Genomic DNA, 20,244 nt, shown 5'->3' on the forward strand with positions numbered 1-20,244 from the left:
TCTTAGAGCCTTTCAGCCTGTTACGGAAACACTCTGCCGGGAAGCATTCGTGTTCGAGGTCGAGGGGTCGGACAAGGTCGTAGCGGGGCTACGGCCGTAGGCCGACCACGACGGGATCGGACCGAATGCACCCGGCCCTTCGGGTTTGCGTTCGCCGGGCGTCCACTTCGTCGGCTCGCTCGGCCGTAGCCCGCTACGACCATCGCGACCCTTCTCGCGGAACGCGAGCGGCGAACGGCAAACAGAGTGAGTCCGTAACGGGCTGAAAGGCTCTAACCTTCGAAGATCGCGGCGATTTCGGCCGGGCCGAGCCGCCGGATCGCGCCGGGGGCGAGATCGCCGGGCAGTTCCAGCCCGCCAACCGCCTCCCTGTGCAGCGCCTCGACGTGGTTGCCGAGGGCGGCGAACATGCGCCGCACCTGATGGTAGCGCCCCTCGTGGACCGTCAGGAGCGCGGTCCGCTCGCCGATCGCTTCCATTTCGGCGGGCAGGAGCGGCTTGTCCTCTCCCTCCAGCATCAAGGTTCCCCTGGCGAAGACCCCGGTCTCGCTGCCCTGGAGAGGCCGCGCGAGCTCGGCGCGGTAGCGCTTGGGCACGTGGCGCTTGGGCGAGATGATGCGGTGGAGGAGGGCGCCGTCGTCCGTCATCAGGAGCAGGCCCGAGGTCTCCTTGTCGAGCCGGCCGACGGTGGAGAGCGCCGGGTCGCGCCGCCGCCAGCGCGTGGGCAGAAGGTCGTAGATGAGCGGTCCGGCCTCCTTGTGCGAGCAGGTGGTGCCGAGCGGCTTGTTCACCATCAGGACGACGCCCGGCAGCGGATCGAGCGCCTCGCCGTCGACGATCAGGCGCTCCTCCAGATCCGGCGTCAGCTTGATCCTCTCCTCGGCCGAGGCGACCGGCGCGCCGTCGAGGCGGATGCGCCCGGCCTTGGCCAGAAGCTGGATCTCGCGGCGCGAGGCGTAGCCGAGATTGGCCAGAAGCCTGTCGAGACGGGCGGTGGGAATCTTCACTTCACGGCCTCGAAGATCTTGTAGCCGGCAGCCTCCGCCACCGTGTCGACCCGCGCGAATTTTTCGCGAAGCACGGCCTCGTAGGGCAGGTGCCGGTTGGCGACGAGATGGAGCGTGCCGCCGCGCCGGAGAAGGGCGGCGCCTGCGCGCACGAAGTCCTGCCCCAGCGCGCGGCTTTCCACGCCTTCGGAATGGAAGGGCGGGTTGCTGACGACGAAGTCGAGCCCCTCCAGCCGGACATGGCGGGCGTCGGCCCAATGGTGGACCGCCCGCTCGTCCTCGACGTTGCGGCGCGCCGCCTCGACGGCCCGGCGGTCGAGCTCGACGAGGTGAAGCTCGGCGATCTTGGGCGAGGCGAGAGCGGCCCGCGACAGCACGCCGAGGCCCGAGCCGAGATCGGCGCCGCGCCCGGCGAGCCTGGGCAGATGCTCGATCAGGAGCGCCGAGCCGGGATCGATCCGGTCGAAGGCGAAGATGCCGGGCTGCGTCCAGAGGCCTAAGCTCTCGTCGAAGCGCGGGCCGCCGGCCTCGATCGCCTCGGCAAGGCCCCGAGCGTCGGCGGGGCGCTCGGTCTCGCAGATGCGGTGATGCGCCTTGGAGCGCTCGGCGACGAGGCAGCCGAACTCTTCCAGCTCGGCGCGCAGGCGCGCCCCGCCCTGCGCTTTGGGGGCGAGCGCCGTCAGCCGCGCGCCGGGTTTCAGCGCCCGCAATGCGTGCGCCAGGACGAAGCGCCGCTCCACCGCGCCGGGGGGCGCGAGGATGGTGAAGGAGGCGAAGGCGGCATCCGGCGAGGCCTCGATCGCGGCGGCGCCGGGCCGGTGCGCGGAATGCTGGATCGCGCCCGGCTCGGGGCTTGCCAAAGCGGGCGGCGGGGCGCCGTAGACGCCGTGGAGGAAGACAGGGTCGGTCACGGCTGCGAGCCATAGCAGCTTCCGCCCGCCGAGGAACCTCCGGCCGCGAACCCGTGTGATGTGCTGTCGACCGCGAGCGCCGGAAGGCAACCTCGAATTTCAACGACGAGGGGCCTTTGACGTAAACGGAAGATGTTCCGTTTTGGATGTCGCTCTGTATAGTGAGGGTCAGTGGCTGATGAGGAGGAGACGCCGATGAACAAGCCTTGGATCGAGCACTACCCGAGCGGCGTGCCCGTCGAACTGCCGCCGCATTCCTACAAGTCGCTGGCGGACTTTCTGGGCGAGGCCTTCGCCAAGCACGGCGACAAGGCCGCCTTCAAGTTCATGGGCAAGACCCTGACCTATCGGGAGCTCGACGAGGCGTCCAAGACCTTCGCCGCCTATCTCCAGTCGCTGGGGCTGAAGGCGGGCGACCGCGTCGCCCTGATGATGCCGAACGTCCTGCAATATCCGATCGCCATCGCGGGCGTGATGCGGGCCGGCCTCGTGGCGGTGAACACCAACCCGCTCTACACGCCGCGCGAGCTGGAGCACCAGCTGAAGGATTCCGGCGCCAAGGCGATCGTGATCCTGGAGAACATGGCGGCGACGCTGGAGAAGTGCCGCGCGTCGGTGCCGGTGGAGCACGTGATCGTCGCCTCGATCGGCGAGACGCTGGCGCCGCTCAAGGGCATGCTCGTTAACTTCGTGGTGCGCCGGGTCAAGAAAATGGTTCCGGCCTATTCGCTGCCGGGCTCGATCACCTGGTCCGAGGCGATGAAGCGCGGCGCCAAGGCCTCCTACCGCCCGGTGGAGCGCTCGCTCGACGACGTGGCGGTGCTGCAATACACGGGCGGCACGACCGGCCCCTCGAAGGGCGCGACGCTGACGCACGGAAACGTCATCGCCAACGTGCTGCAGTCCGAGCTCTGGTTCAACCCGGCGCTGCGCAAGGTCAAGGACGGCGAGCAGCCGCACACGGTCTGCGCCCTGCCGCTGTACCACATCTTCGGCTTCACCGTGAACATGATGCTCGCTATGCGCACGGGCGGCTGCAACATCCTGATCACCAATCCGCGCGACATCCCGGCCGTCATCAAGGAGTTGAAGCAGCACCGCTTCCACCTCTTCCCGGCGGTCAACACGCTGTTCGGCGCCATCGCGCGCCACCCGGACGCCAAGCAGGTCGACTGGTCGAACCTCATCGTCTCCATGGGCGGCGGCATGTCGGTTCAGCCGGCCACCGCCAAGCTTTGGCTGGATTTGACCGGCTGCCCCGTCTGCGAAGGCTACGGCCTGTCGGAGACCTCGCCGGTCGCCTCGGCCAACGACATCACCTCCAAGGCCTTCACCGGGATGATCGGCATGCCGATCTCCTCGACCGAGATGAAGATCATCGACGAGGACGAGCGCGAACTGCCGCAGGGCGAGCGCGGCGAGATCGTCATCAAGGGCCCGCAGGTGATGAAGGGCTACTGGAACCGGCCGGAGGAGACCGCCAAGGCCTTCACCGCCGACGGGTTCTTCAAGAGCGGCGACATCGGCGTGATGGACGCGACCGGCGCGTTCAAGATCGTGGATCGCAAGAAGGACATGATCAACGTCTCGGGCTTCAACGTCTATCCGAACGAGATCGAGGAGGTCGTCACCCACATGCCGGGCGTGACGGAGGCCGCGGCCGTCGGCATTCCGGACGACCAGTCGGGCGAGGCGGTGAAGCTCTTCGTCGTGAAGGGCGACCCCTCGCTGACCGAGGAGCAGGTGAAGGCCTACTGCCGCGAGAAGCTGACGGGCTACAAGCGGCCGAAGGCGGTCGAGTTCCTGCCCGAGCTGCCGAAGACCAATGTCGGCAAGATCCTGCGCCGCGAACTGCGCAAATAGCGACCCGCGCCGCCGCCCGCCTGGTTTGACGGGGCGGGGCGGACATGGCACCGGGCGGCGATGAGCATCGCGCCCGACGACACCATCGCCGCGCTCTCCAGCGGCCCGCTGCCGGCGGGCGTGGCGGTTCTGCGCGTCTCCGGCCCGGCGGCCCGCGAGGCCCTGTCCCGCCTGGCCGGCGCCGTTCCCGAGCCGCGCCGCGCCGCGCTTCGCACGATAAGCGATCTGTCCGGCGGGCCGATCGACCGGGGGCTCGTCCTCTTCTTTCCCGGCCCCGGCTCGGTGACCGGGGAGGATATGGCCGAAATCCATCTGCACGGAGGACGGGCGGTGGTCGCCGCCGCGCTCGCCGCCCTGGCCGCGCTTCCCGGAATCCGGCTGGCCGAGGCCGGCGAGTTCACCCGGCGCGCCTTCGCCAACGGCCGGATCGACCTCACCGAGGCGGAAGGCCTCGCCGACCTTCTGGCCGCCGAGACCGAAGGCCAGCGTCGGCAGGCGCTTCTCCAGGCCGGGGGCGCCCATCGCGCGCTCTACGAGGACTGGTCGCGACGGCTGCTCCACGCCCGCGCCATGCTGGAGGCCGATTTCGACTTCTCGGACGAGGACGACGTCTCCGAGGACGTCGCCTCCGCCGTGCTGCCGGCCGTTCGCGCGATCGCGGCCGAGATCGCGAACCATCTCTCCGGTGCCTCGCGCGGCGAAATCCTGCGCGAGGGCTTCCGCGTCGCCCTAGTCGGGGCGCCGAACGCCGGCAAGTCGAGCCTGCTCAACGCGCTCGCCCGGCGCGAGGCCGCGATCGTCTCGGACATCGCCGGCACGACGCGCGACACGATCGAGGTCGCGCTCGACCTGTCCGGCGTGCCGGTGCGCCTGATCGACACGGCGGGGCTGCGCGAGACCGGGGACGCGATCGAGGCCATCGGCGTCGAGCGCGCCAGGGCGGCGATGGCGGGCGCCGACCTCGTGCTTCTGCTGACGCCGGCCGGCGAGGCCCCCGACGGGACGCTGGTCGAGGCGGTCGAGCCGGAACGGGTCTGGCACCTGTCCACCAAGGCCGATCTGCACCCAAAGGCCGAGGCGGGCGCGGTGTCCGTGCGAACCAGCGCGGGGCTCGACGCGCTCGTGCGGCGGATCGGCGAGGAGGCGCAGAGCCGGGCCGGCGAAAGCCTGCAGCCGGTCCCGACCCGCGAGCGCCACCGGCTGCAGCTGGCCCGCGCGCTGTCGATCCTGACGGAGGAGCCGCTGGCCGATCTGCCGCCCGAGATCGTGGCGGAAGCCCTGCGCCGGGCCGACGACGCGCTGGGCGCCTTGACGGGCCGGCGCGGGGTGGAGGAGCTTCTGGGCGTGATCTTCTCCGAATTCTGCATCGGCAAGTGAGATGGACCAGGACGTCGTCATCCGCGCCAGCCACCCGGGCGACGTGCCAGGGCTGACCGCGCTCATGAACCTCCCGGGCTTCCGCTACGGCACGCTGCGCGTGCCCTTCGAGAGCGAGGAGAGCGTCCGGCAGCGGCTGTTTTCGCCGGGGTCGAACGCCGTCTCGCTCGTTGCCGACCGGAACGGACAGATCGTCGGCTCGGCGGGGCTCGTGCCGCTGGCCCGGCGCCGCGCCCATGTCGGGACGATCGGAATGGGCGTCCACGACGATTGGCGCCGTCGCGGGATCGGACGGGCGCTGCTGACGGCGCTCCTCGACGTCGCGGACAATTGGCTCGGGCTCCGCCGCGTCGAGCTGGACGTCAATGTCGACAATGCCGCCGCGATCGCGCTCTACCGCTCCCTCGGCTTCGAGGTGGAGGGCACGGCGCGCCAGTCCGTCCTGCGCGACGGCGTTCTGGTGGATGCGCACTGGATGGCACGGCTTCGACCGCCGCCTCCGGCCGAGGGCGATCGCGGGAGCGGTCACGGCCCCGATTGACAGGCCGGCGGGACGGGGGCTTAACCCTTTCCCCATGAGCGAACTTTCCTACGACGTCGTCGTCATCGGCGGCGGCCATGCCGGCTGCGAGGCGGCGGATGCGGCCGCGCGCGCCGGCGCGCGGACCGCCCTCCTGACCCACCGCTTCGAGACGGTGGGCGCGATGAGCTGCAACCCGGCGATCGGCGGAATCGGCAAGGGCCATCTCGTCCGCGAGATCGACGCGCTCGGCGGACTGATGGGCCGGGCGGCCGATGCGGGCGGCATCCAGTTCCGCCTGCTCAACCGCAGCAAGGGACCGGCCGTGCGCGGGCCGCGCACCCAGGCCGATCGCAAGCTCTACGCCGCTGCGATCCAAGGATTGATCCGGAGCCGGAACGGTCTCGATGTCGTCGAGGGGGATGCCTTCGATCTCGAACTCGAGGCCAGTCGTCCGGTCGCCGTCTCGATGGCCGACGGCCGCCGCATCGCCTGCGGGGCGGTGGTGCTGACGAGCGGCACCTTCCTGAACGGGCTGATCCATATCGGCGAGCGGCAGATTCCGGCAGGCCGCATGGGCGACGCGGCCTCGACCGGACTGTCCGCGACACTGTCCCGCCTCGGCCTCTCTCTCGGCCGGCTGAAGACCGGCACGCCGGCCCGGCTCGACGGCCGCACGATCGACTGGGACGGGCTCGACCGCCAGGGCCCGGACGCGAACCCGGTGCCCTTCTCCTGGGCGACGACCGCGATCGCCAATCCGCAGATCGATTGCGGCATCACCCGCACGACGGATGAGACCCACCGGATCATCCGCGAGAACCTGTCGCGCTCGGCGCTCTATGGCGGGCGGATCGCCGGGACGGGCCCGCGCTACTGCCCCTCGATCGAGGACAAGATCGTCAAGTTCGGCGACCGCGACGGCCACCAGATCTTCCTCGAGCCGGAGGGGCTGGACGACGACACGGTCTATCCGAACGGCATCTCGACCTCGCTGCCCGAGGACGTGCAGCACGCCTTCCTGCGCTCGATCCCGGGGCTGGAGAGGGTGGAGGTCCTGCGGCCCGGCTACGCCATCGAATACGATCATGTCGATCCGCGCGAGCTGACGCGCGGGTTGGAGGTTCGGACCGTGCCGGGCCTGTTCCTTGCCGGTCAGATCAACGGGACGACGGGCTATGAGGAGGCGGCCGCGCAGGGTCTCCTGGCCGGGCTCAACGCCGCGCGCCGGGCGGGCGGGGCGGAGCCCGCGACCTTCGGGCGCGAGGAGGCCTATCTCGGCGTCATGGTCGACGATCTGACGCGCACGGGCGTCTCCGAGCCCTACCGCATGTTCACCTCGCGGGCCGAGTTCCGCCTGTCGCTGCGCGCCGACAACGCCGACCGGCGGCTGACCGCGCGCGGCATCGAGCTCGGCCTCGTGGAAAGCGAGCAGGCCACCGCCTTCGTGGCGGAGGAGGAGGGGTTGACCCGAGCCTCCGATCTCCTGCGCTCGCTGACGGTTACGCCGACCGAGGCGGCCCGCCGAGGGCTTCACGTGAACCAGGACGGGCGCGTGCGAAGCGCGTGGCAGCTCCTGTCGGCGCCGGACATGGCGCTCCCGGCCCTTTGCGCGGTCTGGCCGCAGCTGCGGGACATCGCGCCGAGGCTGCACGAGCGGCTGGAAACCGAAGCGCGCTACGACGTCTATCTGGACCGCCAGCGCCGCGATCAGGCCGCGCTGCGGCGCGAAGAGGCGGTGGAGATCCCGGCCGATTTCGACTTCGTGTCCCTGAAGGGTCTGTCGCGCGAGATCGCCGAGAAGCTGTCCGCCCGCCGGCCCCGCACGCTCGCGGAAGCCGGGCGGATCGACGGCATGACGCCGGCGGCCCTCGCGCTGCTTCTCGTGGCCCTGCGCCGCGCCGCCCTTCCGCGCGCCGCATGAGCGCGCTCGCCTCTCAGCGGGCGGGCGTTCTTGCGCGCCGCGGCGTTTCACGTGAAACGGCGGAGCGGCTGGACGCCTATGAAAGCCTTCTGCGGACCTGGCAGAAGCGGACCAATCTCGTCGCGCCCTCGACCCTGCCGGATCTTTGGGAGCGGCATTTCGAGGAGGGGCTTCTCCTCGGCACGCTCGTGCCGGACGGGACGGGCGAGCTGGTCGACCTCGGTTCCGGCGGCGGGCTGCCGGGGCTCGTCCTCGCGATCCTCTTCAAGGAGCGCGGGGCGGGGCGGGTGACGATGGTCGAGAGCGTCGGCAAGAAAGCCGCGTTCCTGCGCACGGTCGCGCGCGAACTGGCGCTCGACTGCGACGTCCGCGCGGAACGCATCGAAGCCTGCGGGCCGGTCATCGCGAGGGCGGACGTGGTCACCGCGCGGGCCCTGGCGCCGCTCGAAACGCTTCTGGCATGGGTCGCCCCGCATCTGCGCGAGGACGCGCTGTGCCTCTTTCCGAAAGGCCGGGATCACCCGGCCGAGGTGGCCGCCGCCTCTCAACAGTTCGGATTCGATATGGTAAAGCATCCGTCAACGGGCGAACCCGAATCGGTCGTGCTCGAACTGCGCAGGCTGCGAGGCCGCGCGTAGGACCGTCAACGGTCGGGCGTTCAACGTCCGGTCAGGGGTGCGGATTTGGATAATCGTTCCGGGTCCGGAATGCGGACCATCACCATCGCGAACCAGAAGGGCGGCGTCGGCAAGACCACGACCGCCATCAATCTGGCGACCGCGCTCGCGGCCATCGGCCGGCGGACGCTGCTCATCGACCTCGATCCGCAGGGCAACGCCTCGACCGGGCTAGGCATCGACAAGGACGATCGCGAGATCTCGTCCTACGACGTCCTGACCGAGCGCGCCTCGATCACCGAGGCCGCCTCGCCGACGGCCGTCCCGAACCTGTCGGTCGTGCCGTCCACGCTCGATCTGCTGGGACTGGAGATGGAGATCGCCAGCGCCAGCGGCCGGGCCTATCGTCTGCGCGACGCGCTGCATTTCCACACAGTGGAGAACGCGCATTTCGACTTCGTGCTCGTCGACTGCCCGCCCTCGCTGAACCTTCTGACGATCAACGCCATGGCGGCGGCCGATTCCATCCTCGTGCCGCTCCAGTGCGAGTTCTTCGCGCTCGAGGGTCTGAGCCAGCTTCTGGAGACGGTGGAGCGCGTGCGCGACACGCTGAACCCGGCGCTCGGCCTTCACGGCATCGTCCTGACCATGTTCGACGGGCGCAACAATCTGGCGAGCCAGGTGGTGAAGGACGTGCGCGCCTATATGGGCGACCATGTCTACGACACGATCATCCCGCGCAATGTCCGGGTGTCGGAGGCGCCGTCCTTCGGAAAGCCGGCGATCCTCTACGACATGAAGTGTTCGGGAAGTCAGGCCTATATCCGGCTGGCGTCGGAGGTGATCCAGCGCGAACGCGGCCTCGGGGTGGCGGCATGAGGATCGTGCCGGCCACGGAACGAGCCGCTTCTGGCATGGGGTTTGAGAAGGGAGCGCGTCCATGAGTGACGACAAGTCGCGGGCGCGTCTGGGACGCGGTCTGGCCTCGCTGATCGGTGGCGGCGCGGGAACGGCACGGCCGGGCGGATCGTCCGCCTTCGCGCTGCCGGGCGGTCCGGCCGGGCCGGTGGGCGAGCGCCGCGTGCCGCCCTCGCAGCTCGCCCCGAACCCCGAGAATCCGCGCCGGACCTTCGACAAGGCGGCGCTGGAGGAGCTGGCGGCCTCGATCCGCGTCCACGGCGTGGTGCAGCCGATCCTGGTGCGCCGCCGCGGGGGGAGGGCGCGCCCTTCGAGATCGTCGCGGGCGAGCGCCGGTGGCGGGCCTCGCAAATCGCCGGGGTGGCGGACGTGCCCATCGTGGTGCGCGACCTGACCGACCGCGAGACGCTGGCGATCGCCATCATCGAGAACGTCCAGCGCGCCGACCTCAACGCCGTCGAAGAGGCGATGGGCTACGAGGCGCTGATCCGCGAGCACGGCTACACGCAGAACGACCTCGCCGAGATCGTCGGCAAGTCGCGCAGCCATGTCGCCAACACGCTGCGGCTCCTGAAGCTGCCCGAGGGCGTGAAGGACATGGTGCGGGCGGGCGAGCTGTCGGCGGGCGCCGCGCGCACCGCCGTCTCGGCCGCCGACCCGGAGGCCTTCGCCCGCCGCATCGTCGAGGGCGGCATGAGCGTCCGCGAGGCGGAGGAGGCGGCGCGGGTCGCCGCAGAGCCGCAGGACACCGCGCCGACGGAGAAGCCCGCCACGGCACGGAAGGCCAAGGAGAAGGCCGCCAAGGACCCGGACACGCTGGCGCTGGAATCGCTCCTGTCGGAATCGCTCTCGATGCCGGTCTCGATCGAGCTCGCAGGCTCCGGCGGCAAGGGCCGGCTGTCGCTCGACTTCGCGGATCTCGACCAGCTCGACGAGCTCTGCCGCCTGTTGCGCGCGCGCTCCGGCCGGGCCGCGAGCGAGCCGAAGGTGCGCTCGCTCTAGGGCGCGGTCGCGTCCGAACGGACGCACAAAGGTCGCTCTAACTCTTTGAATTGACGCATCAGGCTTTCCGAAAATCGATTCCGATTTTCGAGCCGATGCTCGAGGTTCGTGGACTGAACGGGAGACGCCGAACGATCGGCTCGGCGTCCGCGCGGCAGAATCCCGTCAGCGCGGGAAGCGCTTTTCGTGCTCCAGGACGTTCAGGTCCATGTGGTTGCGCATGTAGCGCTCGGACGCCTTCTGCAGCGGCTGGTGGTCCCACGGGTAATAGGCGCCGTTCCGCAGCGCCTCGTAGGTGACGTGGCGCCGGGCCTGGCTCTCGCGCACCGCCGTCTCGAAAGCCGACAGATCCCAGCGATCCGAAACGAGCGCGGCGAGCCGCGCCGCCTCTTCGGCGTAGGCCGGATCGGCGGCGAGATCCGTCAGCTCGTGGGGATCGGAGGAAAGGTCGAAGAGCTGGTCGGCGTCGGCCGGGCAGCGGTTGAACTTCCAGCGGCCGTCGCGCAGCGACACCATCGGGGCGATCGAGCCTTCCGCCGCATATTCGAGCGGCACCGGAGGCCGGACGCCCTCCCGCGCGGTCTTCAGAAGCGAGACGCCGTCGATCCAGGCGGCGGCCGGACCGAGATCGATTCCGCAAAGGTCGGCCAGCGTCGGCAGGACGTCGAGCGTCGAGACGGGCGTCTCGACGAGGGCCGGGGCGAGACCGGGCGCGCTCAGCATCATTGGGACGCGGGCCGAGGGCTCGAAGAAGTTCATCTTGAACCAGAGGCCCCGCTCTCCGAGCATGTCGCCATGGTCGGAGACGAAGAGGATGGCGGTGTTCTCCGCCATCCCGGTCGATTCGAGGATCCGCAGGAGCTCGCCGATCCGCTCGTCCAGATAGGAGATGTTGGCGAAATAGGCCTGGCGCGAGCGCCGGATCATCTCCGGCGTGATGTCGTACTCGCGGTCGTTGCAGGCGTCCATGAGGCGGCGCGAATGCGCGTCCTGATCCTCGTAGGCGATGCGGCCGACCGCCGGGTCGAGGGCCGGGCTGTCCTCGTAGAGCGCGAAGTGCTGCGGCCGCGCGACGTAAGGGTCGTGCGGATGGGTGAAGGAGACGGTGAGAAGGAAGGGCCTTTCCCCCTGCCGGCGCGAGAGATCGTAGAGCTTCGAGCGCGCGAAATGCGCGACCTCGTCGTCATATTCGAGCTGGTTGGTGATCTCGGCCGTGCCCGCGCCCGTGACGCTGCCGAGATTGTGGTACCACCAGTCGATCCGCTCGTTGGGGCGGGACCAGTCGGGCGTCCAGCCGAAATCGGCCGGGTAGACGTCGGTCGTCAGCCGCTCCTCGAAGCCGTGCAGCTGGTCCGGCCCGACGAAGTGCATCTTGCCCGACAGGCAGGTCTCGTAGCCGGCGCGGCGCAGATGATGAGCGAAGGTCGGGATCTCGGAGGAGAACTCGGCGGCGTTGTCGTAGACGCGGGTCTTCGAGGGCAGCTGGCCGGCCATGAAGCTCGCGCGCGCCGGGGCGCAGAGCGGGCTCGCCGTATAGGTGTTGGCGAAGCGCAGCGAGCGGGAGGCGAGCGCCTTGAGGTTCGGCGCATGGAGAAAGTCCGCCGGCCCGTCCGGGAAGAGAGGGCCGGCCAGCTGGTCGACCATGACGACAAGGACGTTCGGGCGGGTCATGCGGGAGGTCTCGATGGTTCTGAGATGTCTGCGGATGTCAGGCCCTCATCCGGCCCTTCGGGCCAACTTCTCCCGCAAGCGGGAGAAGAATGGAGCCATTTTCTGCCAGCGTTTCGGGCTTGAGCGCCATTCCTCTCCCCGCACAGGGGAGAGGGTGGACGCATCGCGGAACGCGGTGCGGACGGGTGAGGGCATGAAGGGCGCGGCGCGCTAGATCAGAGCCCCAGCTCGGCGCGGACCGCCTCCAGCCCCGGCTGTCCGTCCAGCGTGGTGACGCCGTCGAGCCAGGCGTCGAGCACGTCCGGATTCTCGGTCAGATAGGCGCGGGCCGCCTGATCGGCCGCGGTGCCCTCGGCGAGGCGGGCCATCATGTCGTTCTCCTGCTCCACCGTGAAGGTGAGCTGGGAGAAGAACGTCGCGGCGTTCGGGCACTCGGCGGCGTAGCCCTCGCGCGCGACGGTGTAGATCGAGGCGCGGCCGTAGTCGGGCCCGAAGAAGTCGTCGGCGCCGGACAGATAGGTGATGTCCATGTTGGCGTTCATCGGATGCGGCTCCCAGGCGAGGAAGGCGATCCACTGGTTGCCGCGCTCCGCGCGCGCCACCTGCGCCAGCATGCCCTGCTCGGAGGAGGCGACGACCTCCCAGCCGTTCAGGCCGAAATCGGGCGAATCGACGATGCCCTGCAGGTTCTCGTTGGCCGGCGAGCCGGGATCGATGCCGTAGAGCCTGGAGCCGAACTTATCCGCGTGTTCGGCCAGATCGGAGAGGTCGGCGACGCCCTCTTCGGCGACGTAGGAGGGGACCGCGACGGTGTAACGAACGCCTTCGAGGTTGAGAGCCAGCTCTTCCAGCCCCTTCTCCTCGGCCGCTTCGCGGAAGGCCGTCTGCGCCGGCATCCAATTGCCGAGGAAGACGTCGATCTCCTTGTTGCCGATGGCCTGGAAGGTGATCGGCACCGAGAGGGTGGTGACGGTCTGCTCGTAGCCGAGGCCCGACAGGACGGCGCCGGCCAGAGCGTTGGTCGAGGTGATGTCCGACCAGCCGGGATCGGACATGCGGATCGTGGAGCAGCTGTCCGGGTCGGCCGCGTAGGCGCCCGAGGTGAGAAGCGTCGCAACGCCGAGCGCGAGCGGGCCGAGAATGCGGGTCATCGAAATCTCCCATGCGGCGGCTCGAAAGAGGGACGAGCCGTTCCTGATCCGCGCGAACGGACACCATGGACGGCGCGCGCGCAAGGGTGTCCGTTCCACCGGGCCGCCGCAGGGGAGGACGGATCGGCCTCGACGCGCCTTATTCGGCGGGCTGGCGGGCCGGCCCGTCCGCGTGGTGGTCCGGCGGGGCCTTGGGCAGGAAGCGCGAGATGCGCCGCCCGAAGCCCTCCAGAAGGGTGAGAATCACCGGCACGAAGAAGAGCGTCAGCACGGTGGAGGACAGGAGCCCGCCGATCACCGCATGCGCCATGGGGGCGCGCTGCTCCCCGCCTTCGCCATGCCCGATCGCGATCGGCAGCATGCCGAACACCATGGCGAGCGTCGTCATGACGATCGGCCGCAGGCGGATGGCGCCGGCTTCGACGAGGCTCTCGTTCAGCGAGAGGCCGCGCGCGCGCGCCTGGTTCGAATAGTCGACGAGAAGGATCGCGTTCTTCGTCACGAGGCCCATCAGCATGATGAAGCCGATGATCGAGAAGATGTTCAGCGTCGAGCCCATCAGGAGAAGGCCGAGCAGAACGCCGATCAGCGACAGCGGCAACGTGACCATGATGGCGAGCGGCTGGAGGAAGGAGCCGAACTGCGAGGCCAGGACGAGATAGATGAAGACCACGGCCAGACCCAGCGCCTGGATTGCGTAGCCGAAGCTTTCCGCCATGTCCTCGGCCTCGCCGCCGAAGACGACCCGCACGCCCGGCGGCGTGTCGATCTCGGCCAGCGCCCGCGTCAGGTCGGCCGAGACCTCGCCGATGGGACGGCCCGAGACGTTGGCGTCGATGCGGACCTCGCGGGAGAGATCGCGCCGCGTGATCGTGTCGGGCGCGACCGAATCGACGATCTCCACCACCTGGTCGAGCCGGACGATGTTGGGCGTGCCGTCCTCGTTGGTTCGGTTCGTCGCGATCGTCAGGTTGCGGAGCTGCTCGGCGCGCTCGCGCGCCCCGGCCTCCAGCCGCACGACGACGTCGTAGGATTCGCCGTCCGGCGCGTTCCAGACCGAGATGGCGTCGCCGGCGATGAGGGGCCGGAGCATCTCGGCGATCGACTGGATCGGAACGCCGAGGTCGCTCGCCGCCTCGGCGCGGATGCGAACCGCCAGCGTCGGCCGCTGGTCCTCGATGGAGGACTCGACGTCGATGGCGCCGGGAATGGCGCGAAGGGCGGTGGTGATCTCCGCCGAGACCTCGCGCAGCTCGTCCTCGCTCTGGCCGAGGATCGAGAGCTGCAGCGGCTTGCCACCCGGACCCGCGGTGGCGAGCTGATTGATCGAGATGTCGAGCCCGGCGATCCGCTCGAGCCTCTGGCGCAGCGGCTCGGCGATCTGGAGCGCCGACATGGAGCGCTCGCCGAGCGGCAGCATCGTGACCTGGATGATCGCGGCGTTGAAGCCGCGCGCGCCCGACGCGTTCACGGTCGAATAGGTGGAGACGATGTCGGGGAATTCGGACAGGGCCGCCTCCACCTGCCGCACCTTGGCGGCGGTGTAGTCGAGCGAGGAGCCTTGGGGCGCCTCCAGCGCGATCTGGAACTCGCCCTGATTGCCCTGCGGCACGAACTCGCCGCCGATGCGCGGCACCAGCGCGAGCGAGCCCGCGAAGATCGCGACCGCCGCGATGATCGTCACGAGCCGGTGGTTCAGCGTCCAGGCGATGAGGCCGCGATAGCGGTGCGCCAGACCCTCGAACCAGCGGTCGAAGCGCGCGACGAGCCGCCCGATCGGCCCGCGCTTGGCGTTCGGCTGGGAGGCCGGGTCGTACCAGACGCTCGACATCATCGGGTCGAGCGTGAAGGCGACGAAGAGCGAGATCATCACCGCGACCGAGACCGTGACGCCGAACTGGAGGAAGAAGCGGCCGATGATGCCGCCCATGAAGGCGACGGGCAGGAAGACCGCCACGATGGTGAGCGTCGAGGCCAGCACCGCGAGGCCGATCTCGTTGGTGCCTTCCAGCGCCGCGCGCGTGTGGCTCTTGCCCATGTTGAGATGGCGCGTGATGTTCTCGCGCACCACGATGGCGTCGTCGATGAGGATGCCGATGGCGAGGGAGAGCGCCAGCAGCGTCATCGTGTTCAGCGTGAAGCCGAGGAAGTAGATCACCGCGAAGGTGCCGATGACCGAGATCGGCAGCGTCAGGCCGGTGATGACGGTCGAGCGCCAGGAGTTGAGGAACAGGAAGACGATCAGGACGGTGAGGATCGCGCCCTCGATCATCATGTTCTGGACGTTCTGGACCGAAGCGGCAATCGAGGTCGAGTTGTCGCGCGAGATGTCGAGGATGACGTCCTGGGCGGCGAGCTCGTCCGCCAGCCGCCCGATCTCGGCGCGAAGATCGACCGCGAGGCTCACCGTGTTGGCGCCCTGCACCTGAACCACGTCGACGCCGAGCGCCGGGCGCCCGTTGCGCGTCGCCGCGCTCGTCAGCTCGGCCGAGCCGTCGATGACGCGGGCGACGTCGGCGAGATAGACGGGATAGATCCCGTTGCGCGCGACGATGATCTCCTCGAAGTCGGGAATGTCGGCGAGGCGCCCCTCGACGGTGAGGATGCGCTGGTCGTTGCCCGAGGTGATGTTGCCGGCGGCGCGGTCCTGATTCTGCTGGCGGATCGCGTCGATGACCTGACCGGTCGAGACCCCGAAGGCCTCCAGCCGCTCGGGGTCCGGCATGATCAGGACCTGACGCTCGGCCCCGCCGACGATGGTCGTCTGTCCGACGCCCGACACGACGTTCAGCCGGTTGGTGATGATCTGGTCCGCGATGGTCGTCAGCTCGGCCAGCGTCTTGGTCGGCGAGGAGACGGCGACCGAGAGGATCGGCTGGTCGTCGGGGTTGAAGCGGGTGATCTGCGGCGTGTCCACCTCGTCGGGGAAGCCGGCTTCGAGCTGGGAGACGCGGTCGCGCACCTCCTGGGCGCTCGCGCGCGAATCCTGGTCCAGATCGAACTCGATGATGACGAGCGAACGGCCCTCGAAGCTCTCCGAGCGCACCGTGTTGACGCCGCCGATCGTGTTCACCGCCTCTTCGATGGGTCGCGAGACGTTGCTCTCCACCGTCTCGGGCGAGGCGCCGGTGTAGCCGGTGGCCACGACGACCACCGGAAGGTCCACCTCCGGAAACTCCTCGATCGGCATGCGCGAGAAGCCGAACAGGCCGATGACGAGGATCGCCGCCATCATCATGGTGGCGAAGACCGGATGCGCGACGGAGATGCGGGTCAGGAACATGAGGGCGTGAGGCCTTCAAAGGGACGCATGCGGGGGGGATCCAAGGGCCCCGGGCAGCGTCGGACGGATGCGGATCCTCGGGAAGGCGGCGCGCCGCTTCCTCAGATGCCGGCGATGCGAACCTCGACGTCGGGCGCGAGATCGGGCAGCGGCGCGGTGACGACGACGTCGCCGCTCGAAAGACCCGACCGCACCTCGACGAGACCGCGCGCCGCCCAGGCATCGCCGCGCTCGACCGCCTGCCGGTGCAGGCGACCGTTCTCGGCCTTCAGGACGAAATCGCCGCGATCGTCGGTGCGGATGGCGGAGGCGGGGAGGGCGATGACGCCCGGGAAATCCCGGAGCTTCAGCGATCCGGTCGAGAACATGCCGCCGCGAAGGCGCTCGTCGGGATTGTCCATCTGCAGATAGACCCGCACCGCGCGCGATCCGGCCTCGGCGACGGGGCTGATCCGCACGACCTTGGCCGGGAAGGTCTCGCCCGGGAAACCGTCCACCGAAAGATTGGCCTCCTGCCCGACCTGGACCTGCGCGATGCGGCTCGTCGGCACCGCGACGGCGGCCTCGACGCGGGAGATGTCGACGATCTCCAGAAGATCGGTGCCGACGGAGATCGCCTGGCCCGGCTCGATGGAGCGGGCCGAGACGATGCCGTCGAAGGGCGCGCGGATCACCGCGTCCTCCAGCTGGATGCGGGCCTGCTCGATGTCGGCTTCCAGGCCGCGCGTCTGCGCCGTCAGATTGAGGACGTTGGCCTCCGCCTCCAGAAGCGCCGCCTGCGAGGAGACGCCGCTTTCGCCCAGGCGCCGGTTGCGCTCCAGGATCGACTCCGCCAGCCGAAGCTGCGCCTGGCTCGCCTCGAGGCTCGCCTCGCGCGCCCGCAGCACCGCCTGCAGCGTGTCGGTGCGCAGTTCGACGAGAATGTCGCCCTGCGCGACCGCGTCGCCGACTTGCTGCGTCACCGTCTCGATCCGGCCGCCGACTTCGGCGACGAGGCGGACCTTCTGCAGCGGCTGCAGCGCGCCGGAGATGCGGATCTCGTCGGTAAGGTCGGTCGGCGCGACCGTCGTCACCTCGATCTCGGCCAGCTCGACCGCCGGCTGGCTCGCGTCGGCGAGCACGATCGGACCTTCGGCCTCGCCCCCCGGAGCCGCGTAATGATTGTAGGCCGCCCCGCCCAGCCCCGCGCCGAGCGCGAGCAGAATGAAGAAGCCCATCGTTCTGCCGGCTTTGGCCATGAAGCGGTCTCGAAACGGAAATCGGCGAGGATGCAGATAGGTGGGGAGAATGGCGACCGAAAGATGGTCCGCCGGTCCCGACGCCCATTTTTACGACGCCGTGTCGCTTCGTCAACGCCCGCGCGGCCCCCGGAGACCCGTTGCCCCGCGTCCGTTCGAACGCCCGGAGGCGCACGATTCCTGAGATCAGCGTCAGGCTTTCCTGAAAACCGGGACGGGTCCGCGGGCCGACGCTTCAGCGTCCGGCGACGCGAAGGTCCTCCAGATTGTCGTGCATCAGCGCGTCGATGCGCTCGCGCTCGCGCTGGAAGTCGGCCAGTTCCTCGCCTTCGAGCGCGCGGCCCGACGGCAGGCGGATGCGCATCGGATCGACCCGCCGCCCGTTCACCGAGAGCTCGTAATGGAGATGGTTGCCGGTGGAGAGGCCGGTCGAGCCGACGGTGCCGATGACCTGCCCCTGGCGCACGCGGGCGCCGGCCTTCACGCCGTCCGCGATCGTGTGCTGGTGGGAGTAGGAGCTCTCGTAGCCGTTGGCGTGGCGGATGACCGTCTGGCGCCCGTAGCCGCTGGACCATCCGGCCGAGACGACCGTGCCCGAGCCGGAGGCGAGGATCGGCGTGCCGCGCGGGGCCGCCCAGTCGACGCCCCAGTGCATGCGGCGATAGCCGAGCACCGGATGGCGCCGCTCGCCGAAGGAGGAGGTGAAGCGCCCGCGCGGCACGGGATTTCGCAGGAGGAACTGGCGGGCGCTGCGACCTTCCTCGTCGAAATAATCGACGCTGTCGTCCTCTTCCGACCAGAAGCGGTAGTAGCGGCGGGTCGATTCGCCGAAGCTCGCCTCGACGAACAGGATCTCGGATCCTTCGCTCGCGGTCTCGTGCCCGTCCTCCAGCGAGTAGAGCAGGGTGAGCCGGTCGGTCGGGCCGAGCCGCGCCTGAAAGTCGACCTCCGAGGCGAGGATGCGGATCAGCCGCTGCGACAGGCGGTCGTTCAGGCCGTGGGCGAGGGAGGCCTGATAGATGCCGTCGTAGACGCTCGGCATGCTGGCGCGCAGCGGCGCCTCCATCGCGCTCTCGTCGAAGGCCTCCGCGACCGAGCGCGACAGCTCGGGTTCCGGGCCGGACACGAAGGTTCCGTCGCCGCGGATGGCGACCGTGCCGAGATGGCGCTGGTCCTCGCCCCGATAGGCGGACAGCCGCACGAGACGCTCGGTCTCGCCGGCCTCCTCCAGGCCGAGCCGAAGCACCTCGCCGGCCTTCAGCTCCTCGCGGCCGATGAGCTCGGCGAGCGCTGCGGAGGCTTCGTCCGTCCCGTCGATCTCGTATCCGCCGTCCTTCAGCGCCTCGATGATCGCACGATCCTCGCGGAAGGGGACGATCTCCTCCAGATAGCGGCCGCGCGGTGCGGACGCGTCGTCCGCCACCGCGATGGAGACGTTCTCCTCCACGATCCGGAAGGCCGAGCCCGGCACATAGGCCGAAGCGTCGTGCGCCATGTCGAAGCGGCCGGAATCGAAGGGCGCGAGCGCCGCGACCTGGACGGGCATCGCTCCGTCCGCGTCGATCGCGGAGCGGAGCAGGCGCTCGGCCTCCTGCGTGCCGATGTCGGCCATGGAATCAAACGGCGCCGAAAAGTCGAAGGGCTCCATGGTGAGGGCGACGTCGGGCTCGACGCGCGCGTCGTAGATCTGGCTGGTGTCGACGACGACCGCGCCGCGCGAGCCGCTCTCGTCCTCCTCCTCGTCGGCGAAGACCGCCATCGGGTCGAAGTCGGGATAGTCCGGCACGTTCGGCTGGCGCGCGGCGAGGAGCATGGAGGCGTAGGCGAAGGGCTGCGTGCGCACCACCTCGCGGTTCCCCTCGGAGACGAGGGTCGAGACTTCGATCGTGCGCCGCGAACGGCTGATCGGGATGGGCGTGGCGAAGACCCGCTCGCCCTTGTCGAAGAACTGCGCCGATTCCGCCGCAAGAGCGACGGCGGCGGTCGCGGGGCTCGCCATGGAGGTCCGCCCGTCATGGGCCGCGGACAGGGCGATCCCCATGAGGGCGGTGGAGGTGAGGCCGGTGAGAAGAGTGCCGGCGAGCCATCGCGCGGAGACCTGGCGCCGGTCCGGCCTGCGGCGTCGGTCCGCGATCAGGGGCGGTTCGTCGCCGAGCTGCAGCTTCACGGGTCGCCGATCTCTCAATCTGTCCTCGGAGTTCAACCAGCGAGTGGGCGACGAAGATGTCGATTGCACGACCGGCGCCGACGACGAGTCGAGGCCTCGCGGCACCGTCGCATTCCCGCAACATGGCCGCGCGGATGGTTTTGGCCAGGCGAGGGGCCCGGTGTCAATCGTCCAGCATGACGCGACGCGGCGACGATATCGCGCGCGCGCGCTATACGCGGCACCGTTCGGCTCCGGCGGCCGTTCGGTCTGGAGGACTGGATCCGCCTCCGCCAAACGCGGAGACGGCAGGCCGGGCCTTCGCGCCCCTCGCGTCCGACACTCCGAAGAGGGATGACGCGCGCGAGACACGCTTGGCGCGGTCGAGACGGGAGGAGAAGCGGGAACGGCGGACGCCGAACTTGCGGATTCGCGTCCGTCCGGCCCTGCTTCGACGGCCCCTGAGGAGTGCAGGGCGACCGATCCTCCCCGGCCCGAAGTTTTTTCCAAACGGTCAAACCCTTGCGCCACAGGCGTTCGGATGCACTGCGAAAGCGCGATAGATGGAGCAGGGCGAGAAAAGTTCAAATCGGCTGTTGACGGCTGAAACCTCCCT

Annotated in this window: 13 protein-coding genes and 1 pseudogene; 7 read left to right on the plus strand and 7 right to left on the minus strand. The window is 69.5% G+C overall.

The features are described 5' to 3' along the window. Positions 1–272 precede the first annotated feature (272 nt). Positions 273–1,001, minus strand: a complete 729-nt coding sequence (locus AC6R2M_RS17130) for a pseudouridine synthase (protein ID WP_500487643.1) — start codon at positions 999–1,001, stop codon at positions 273–275. Positions 1,002–1,003: 2 nt separating this feature from the next. Then, positions 1,004–1,918 carry a class I SAM-dependent methyltransferase gene (locus AC6R2M_RS17135; RefSeq protein ID WP_500484242.1) on the minus strand — a complete coding sequence of 305 codons (915 nt, stop codon included), beginning with the start codon at positions 1,916–1,918 and terminating at the stop codon, positions 1,004–1,006. A 195-nt stretch (positions 1,919–2,113) separates the two neighbouring features. On the opposite strand from AC6R2M_RS17135, the gene AC6R2M_RS17140 reads away from it, so the two are divergent. The 7 genes and pseudogenes from AC6R2M_RS17140 (at position 2,114) to AC6R2M_RS17170 (ending at position 10,139) form a co-directional block, all read left to right on the plus strand. After that, positions 2,114–3,781 (plus strand): long-chain-fatty-acid--CoA ligase, encoded by a 1,668-nt coding sequence (locus AC6R2M_RS17140; protein WP_500484244.1) that lies wholly within the window; start codon positions 2,114–2,116, stop codon positions 3,779–3,781. Between the two features lie 60 nt (positions 3,782–3,841). After that, a complete protein-coding gene (gene mnmE, locus AC6R2M_RS17145) occupies positions 3,842–5,158 on the plus strand; it encodes a tRNA uridine-5-carboxymethylaminomethyl(34) synthesis GTPase MnmE (RefSeq protein WP_500484246.1) in 1,317 nt (438 codons plus the stop codon). A gap of 1 nt (position 5,159) precedes the next feature. Continuing rightward, complete coding sequence (locus AC6R2M_RS17150) at positions 5,160–5,699, plus strand: GNAT family N-acetyltransferase (RefSeq protein ID WP_500484248.1); 540 nt, start codon at positions 5,160–5,162, stop codon at positions 5,697–5,699. Positions 5,700–5,733: 34 nt separating this feature from the next. Further along, entirely contained in the window at positions 5,734–7,602 is a 1,869-nt protein-coding gene (gene mnmG, locus AC6R2M_RS17155; protein ID WP_500484250.1) for a tRNA uridine-5-carboxymethylaminomethyl(34) synthesis enzyme MnmG, read from the plus strand. Continuing rightward, positions 7,599–8,240, plus strand: a complete 642-nt coding sequence (gene rsmG, locus AC6R2M_RS17160; protein ID WP_500484252.1) for a 16S rRNA (guanine(527)-N(7))-methyltransferase RsmG — start codon at positions 7,599–7,601, stop codon at positions 8,238–8,240. Before mnmG ends, rsmG begins: the two co-directional genes overlap by 4 nt. 69 nt (positions 8,241–8,309) lie before the next feature. Beyond that, the gene (locus AC6R2M_RS17165) at positions 8,310–9,098 is read left to right on the plus strand and encodes a ParA family protein (protein WP_500484254.1); all 789 of its coding nucleotides are present in this window, start codon (positions 8,310–8,312) and stop codon (positions 9,096–9,098) included. A 61-nt stretch (positions 9,099–9,159) separates the two neighbouring features. Next, positions 9,160–10,139: pseudogene (locus AC6R2M_RS17170) on the plus strand (ParB/RepB/Spo0J family partition protein). A gap of 165 nt (positions 10,140–10,304) precedes the next feature. On the opposite strand, the gene betC reads toward AC6R2M_RS17170, so the two are convergent. The 5 genes from betC to AC6R2M_RS17195 all read right to left on the minus strand — a co-directional run bounded on the left by betC (position 10,305) and on the right by AC6R2M_RS17195 (position 19,649). Then, a complete protein-coding gene (gene betC / locus AC6R2M_RS17175; RefSeq protein ID WP_500484256.1) occupies positions 10,305–11,810 on the minus strand; it encodes a choline-sulfatase in 1,506 nt (501 codons plus the stop codon). A 215-nt stretch (positions 11,811–12,025) separates the two neighbouring features. Then, positions 12,026–12,961, minus strand: coding sequence for a choline ABC transporter substrate-binding protein (choX, locus tag AC6R2M_RS17180; RefSeq protein WP_500484258.1), 936 nt, complete (start codon positions 12,959–12,961; stop codon positions 12,026–12,028). Between the two features lie 139 nt (positions 12,962–13,100). Next, positions 13,101–16,244: an efflux RND transporter permease subunit gene (locus tag AC6R2M_RS17185; protein WP_500484260.1), complete on the minus strand. Its 3,144-nt coding sequence runs from the start codon at positions 16,242–16,244 to the stop codon at positions 13,101–13,103. 101 nt (positions 16,245–16,345) lie between these two features. Next, positions 16,346–17,461 (minus strand): efflux RND transporter periplasmic adaptor subunit, encoded by a 1,116-nt coding sequence (locus AC6R2M_RS17190; RefSeq protein WP_500484262.1) that lies wholly within the window; start codon positions 17,459–17,461, stop codon positions 16,346–16,348. A gap of 256 nt (positions 17,462–17,717) precedes the next feature. Continuing rightward, positions 17,718–19,649, minus strand: coding sequence for a M23 family metallopeptidase (locus tag AC6R2M_RS17195; protein WP_500484264.1), 1,932 nt, complete (start codon positions 19,647–19,649; stop codon positions 17,718–17,720). Positions 19,650–20,244 lie beyond the last annotated feature (595 nt).

Source organism: Aureimonas sp. CAS (assembly GCF_059838215.1).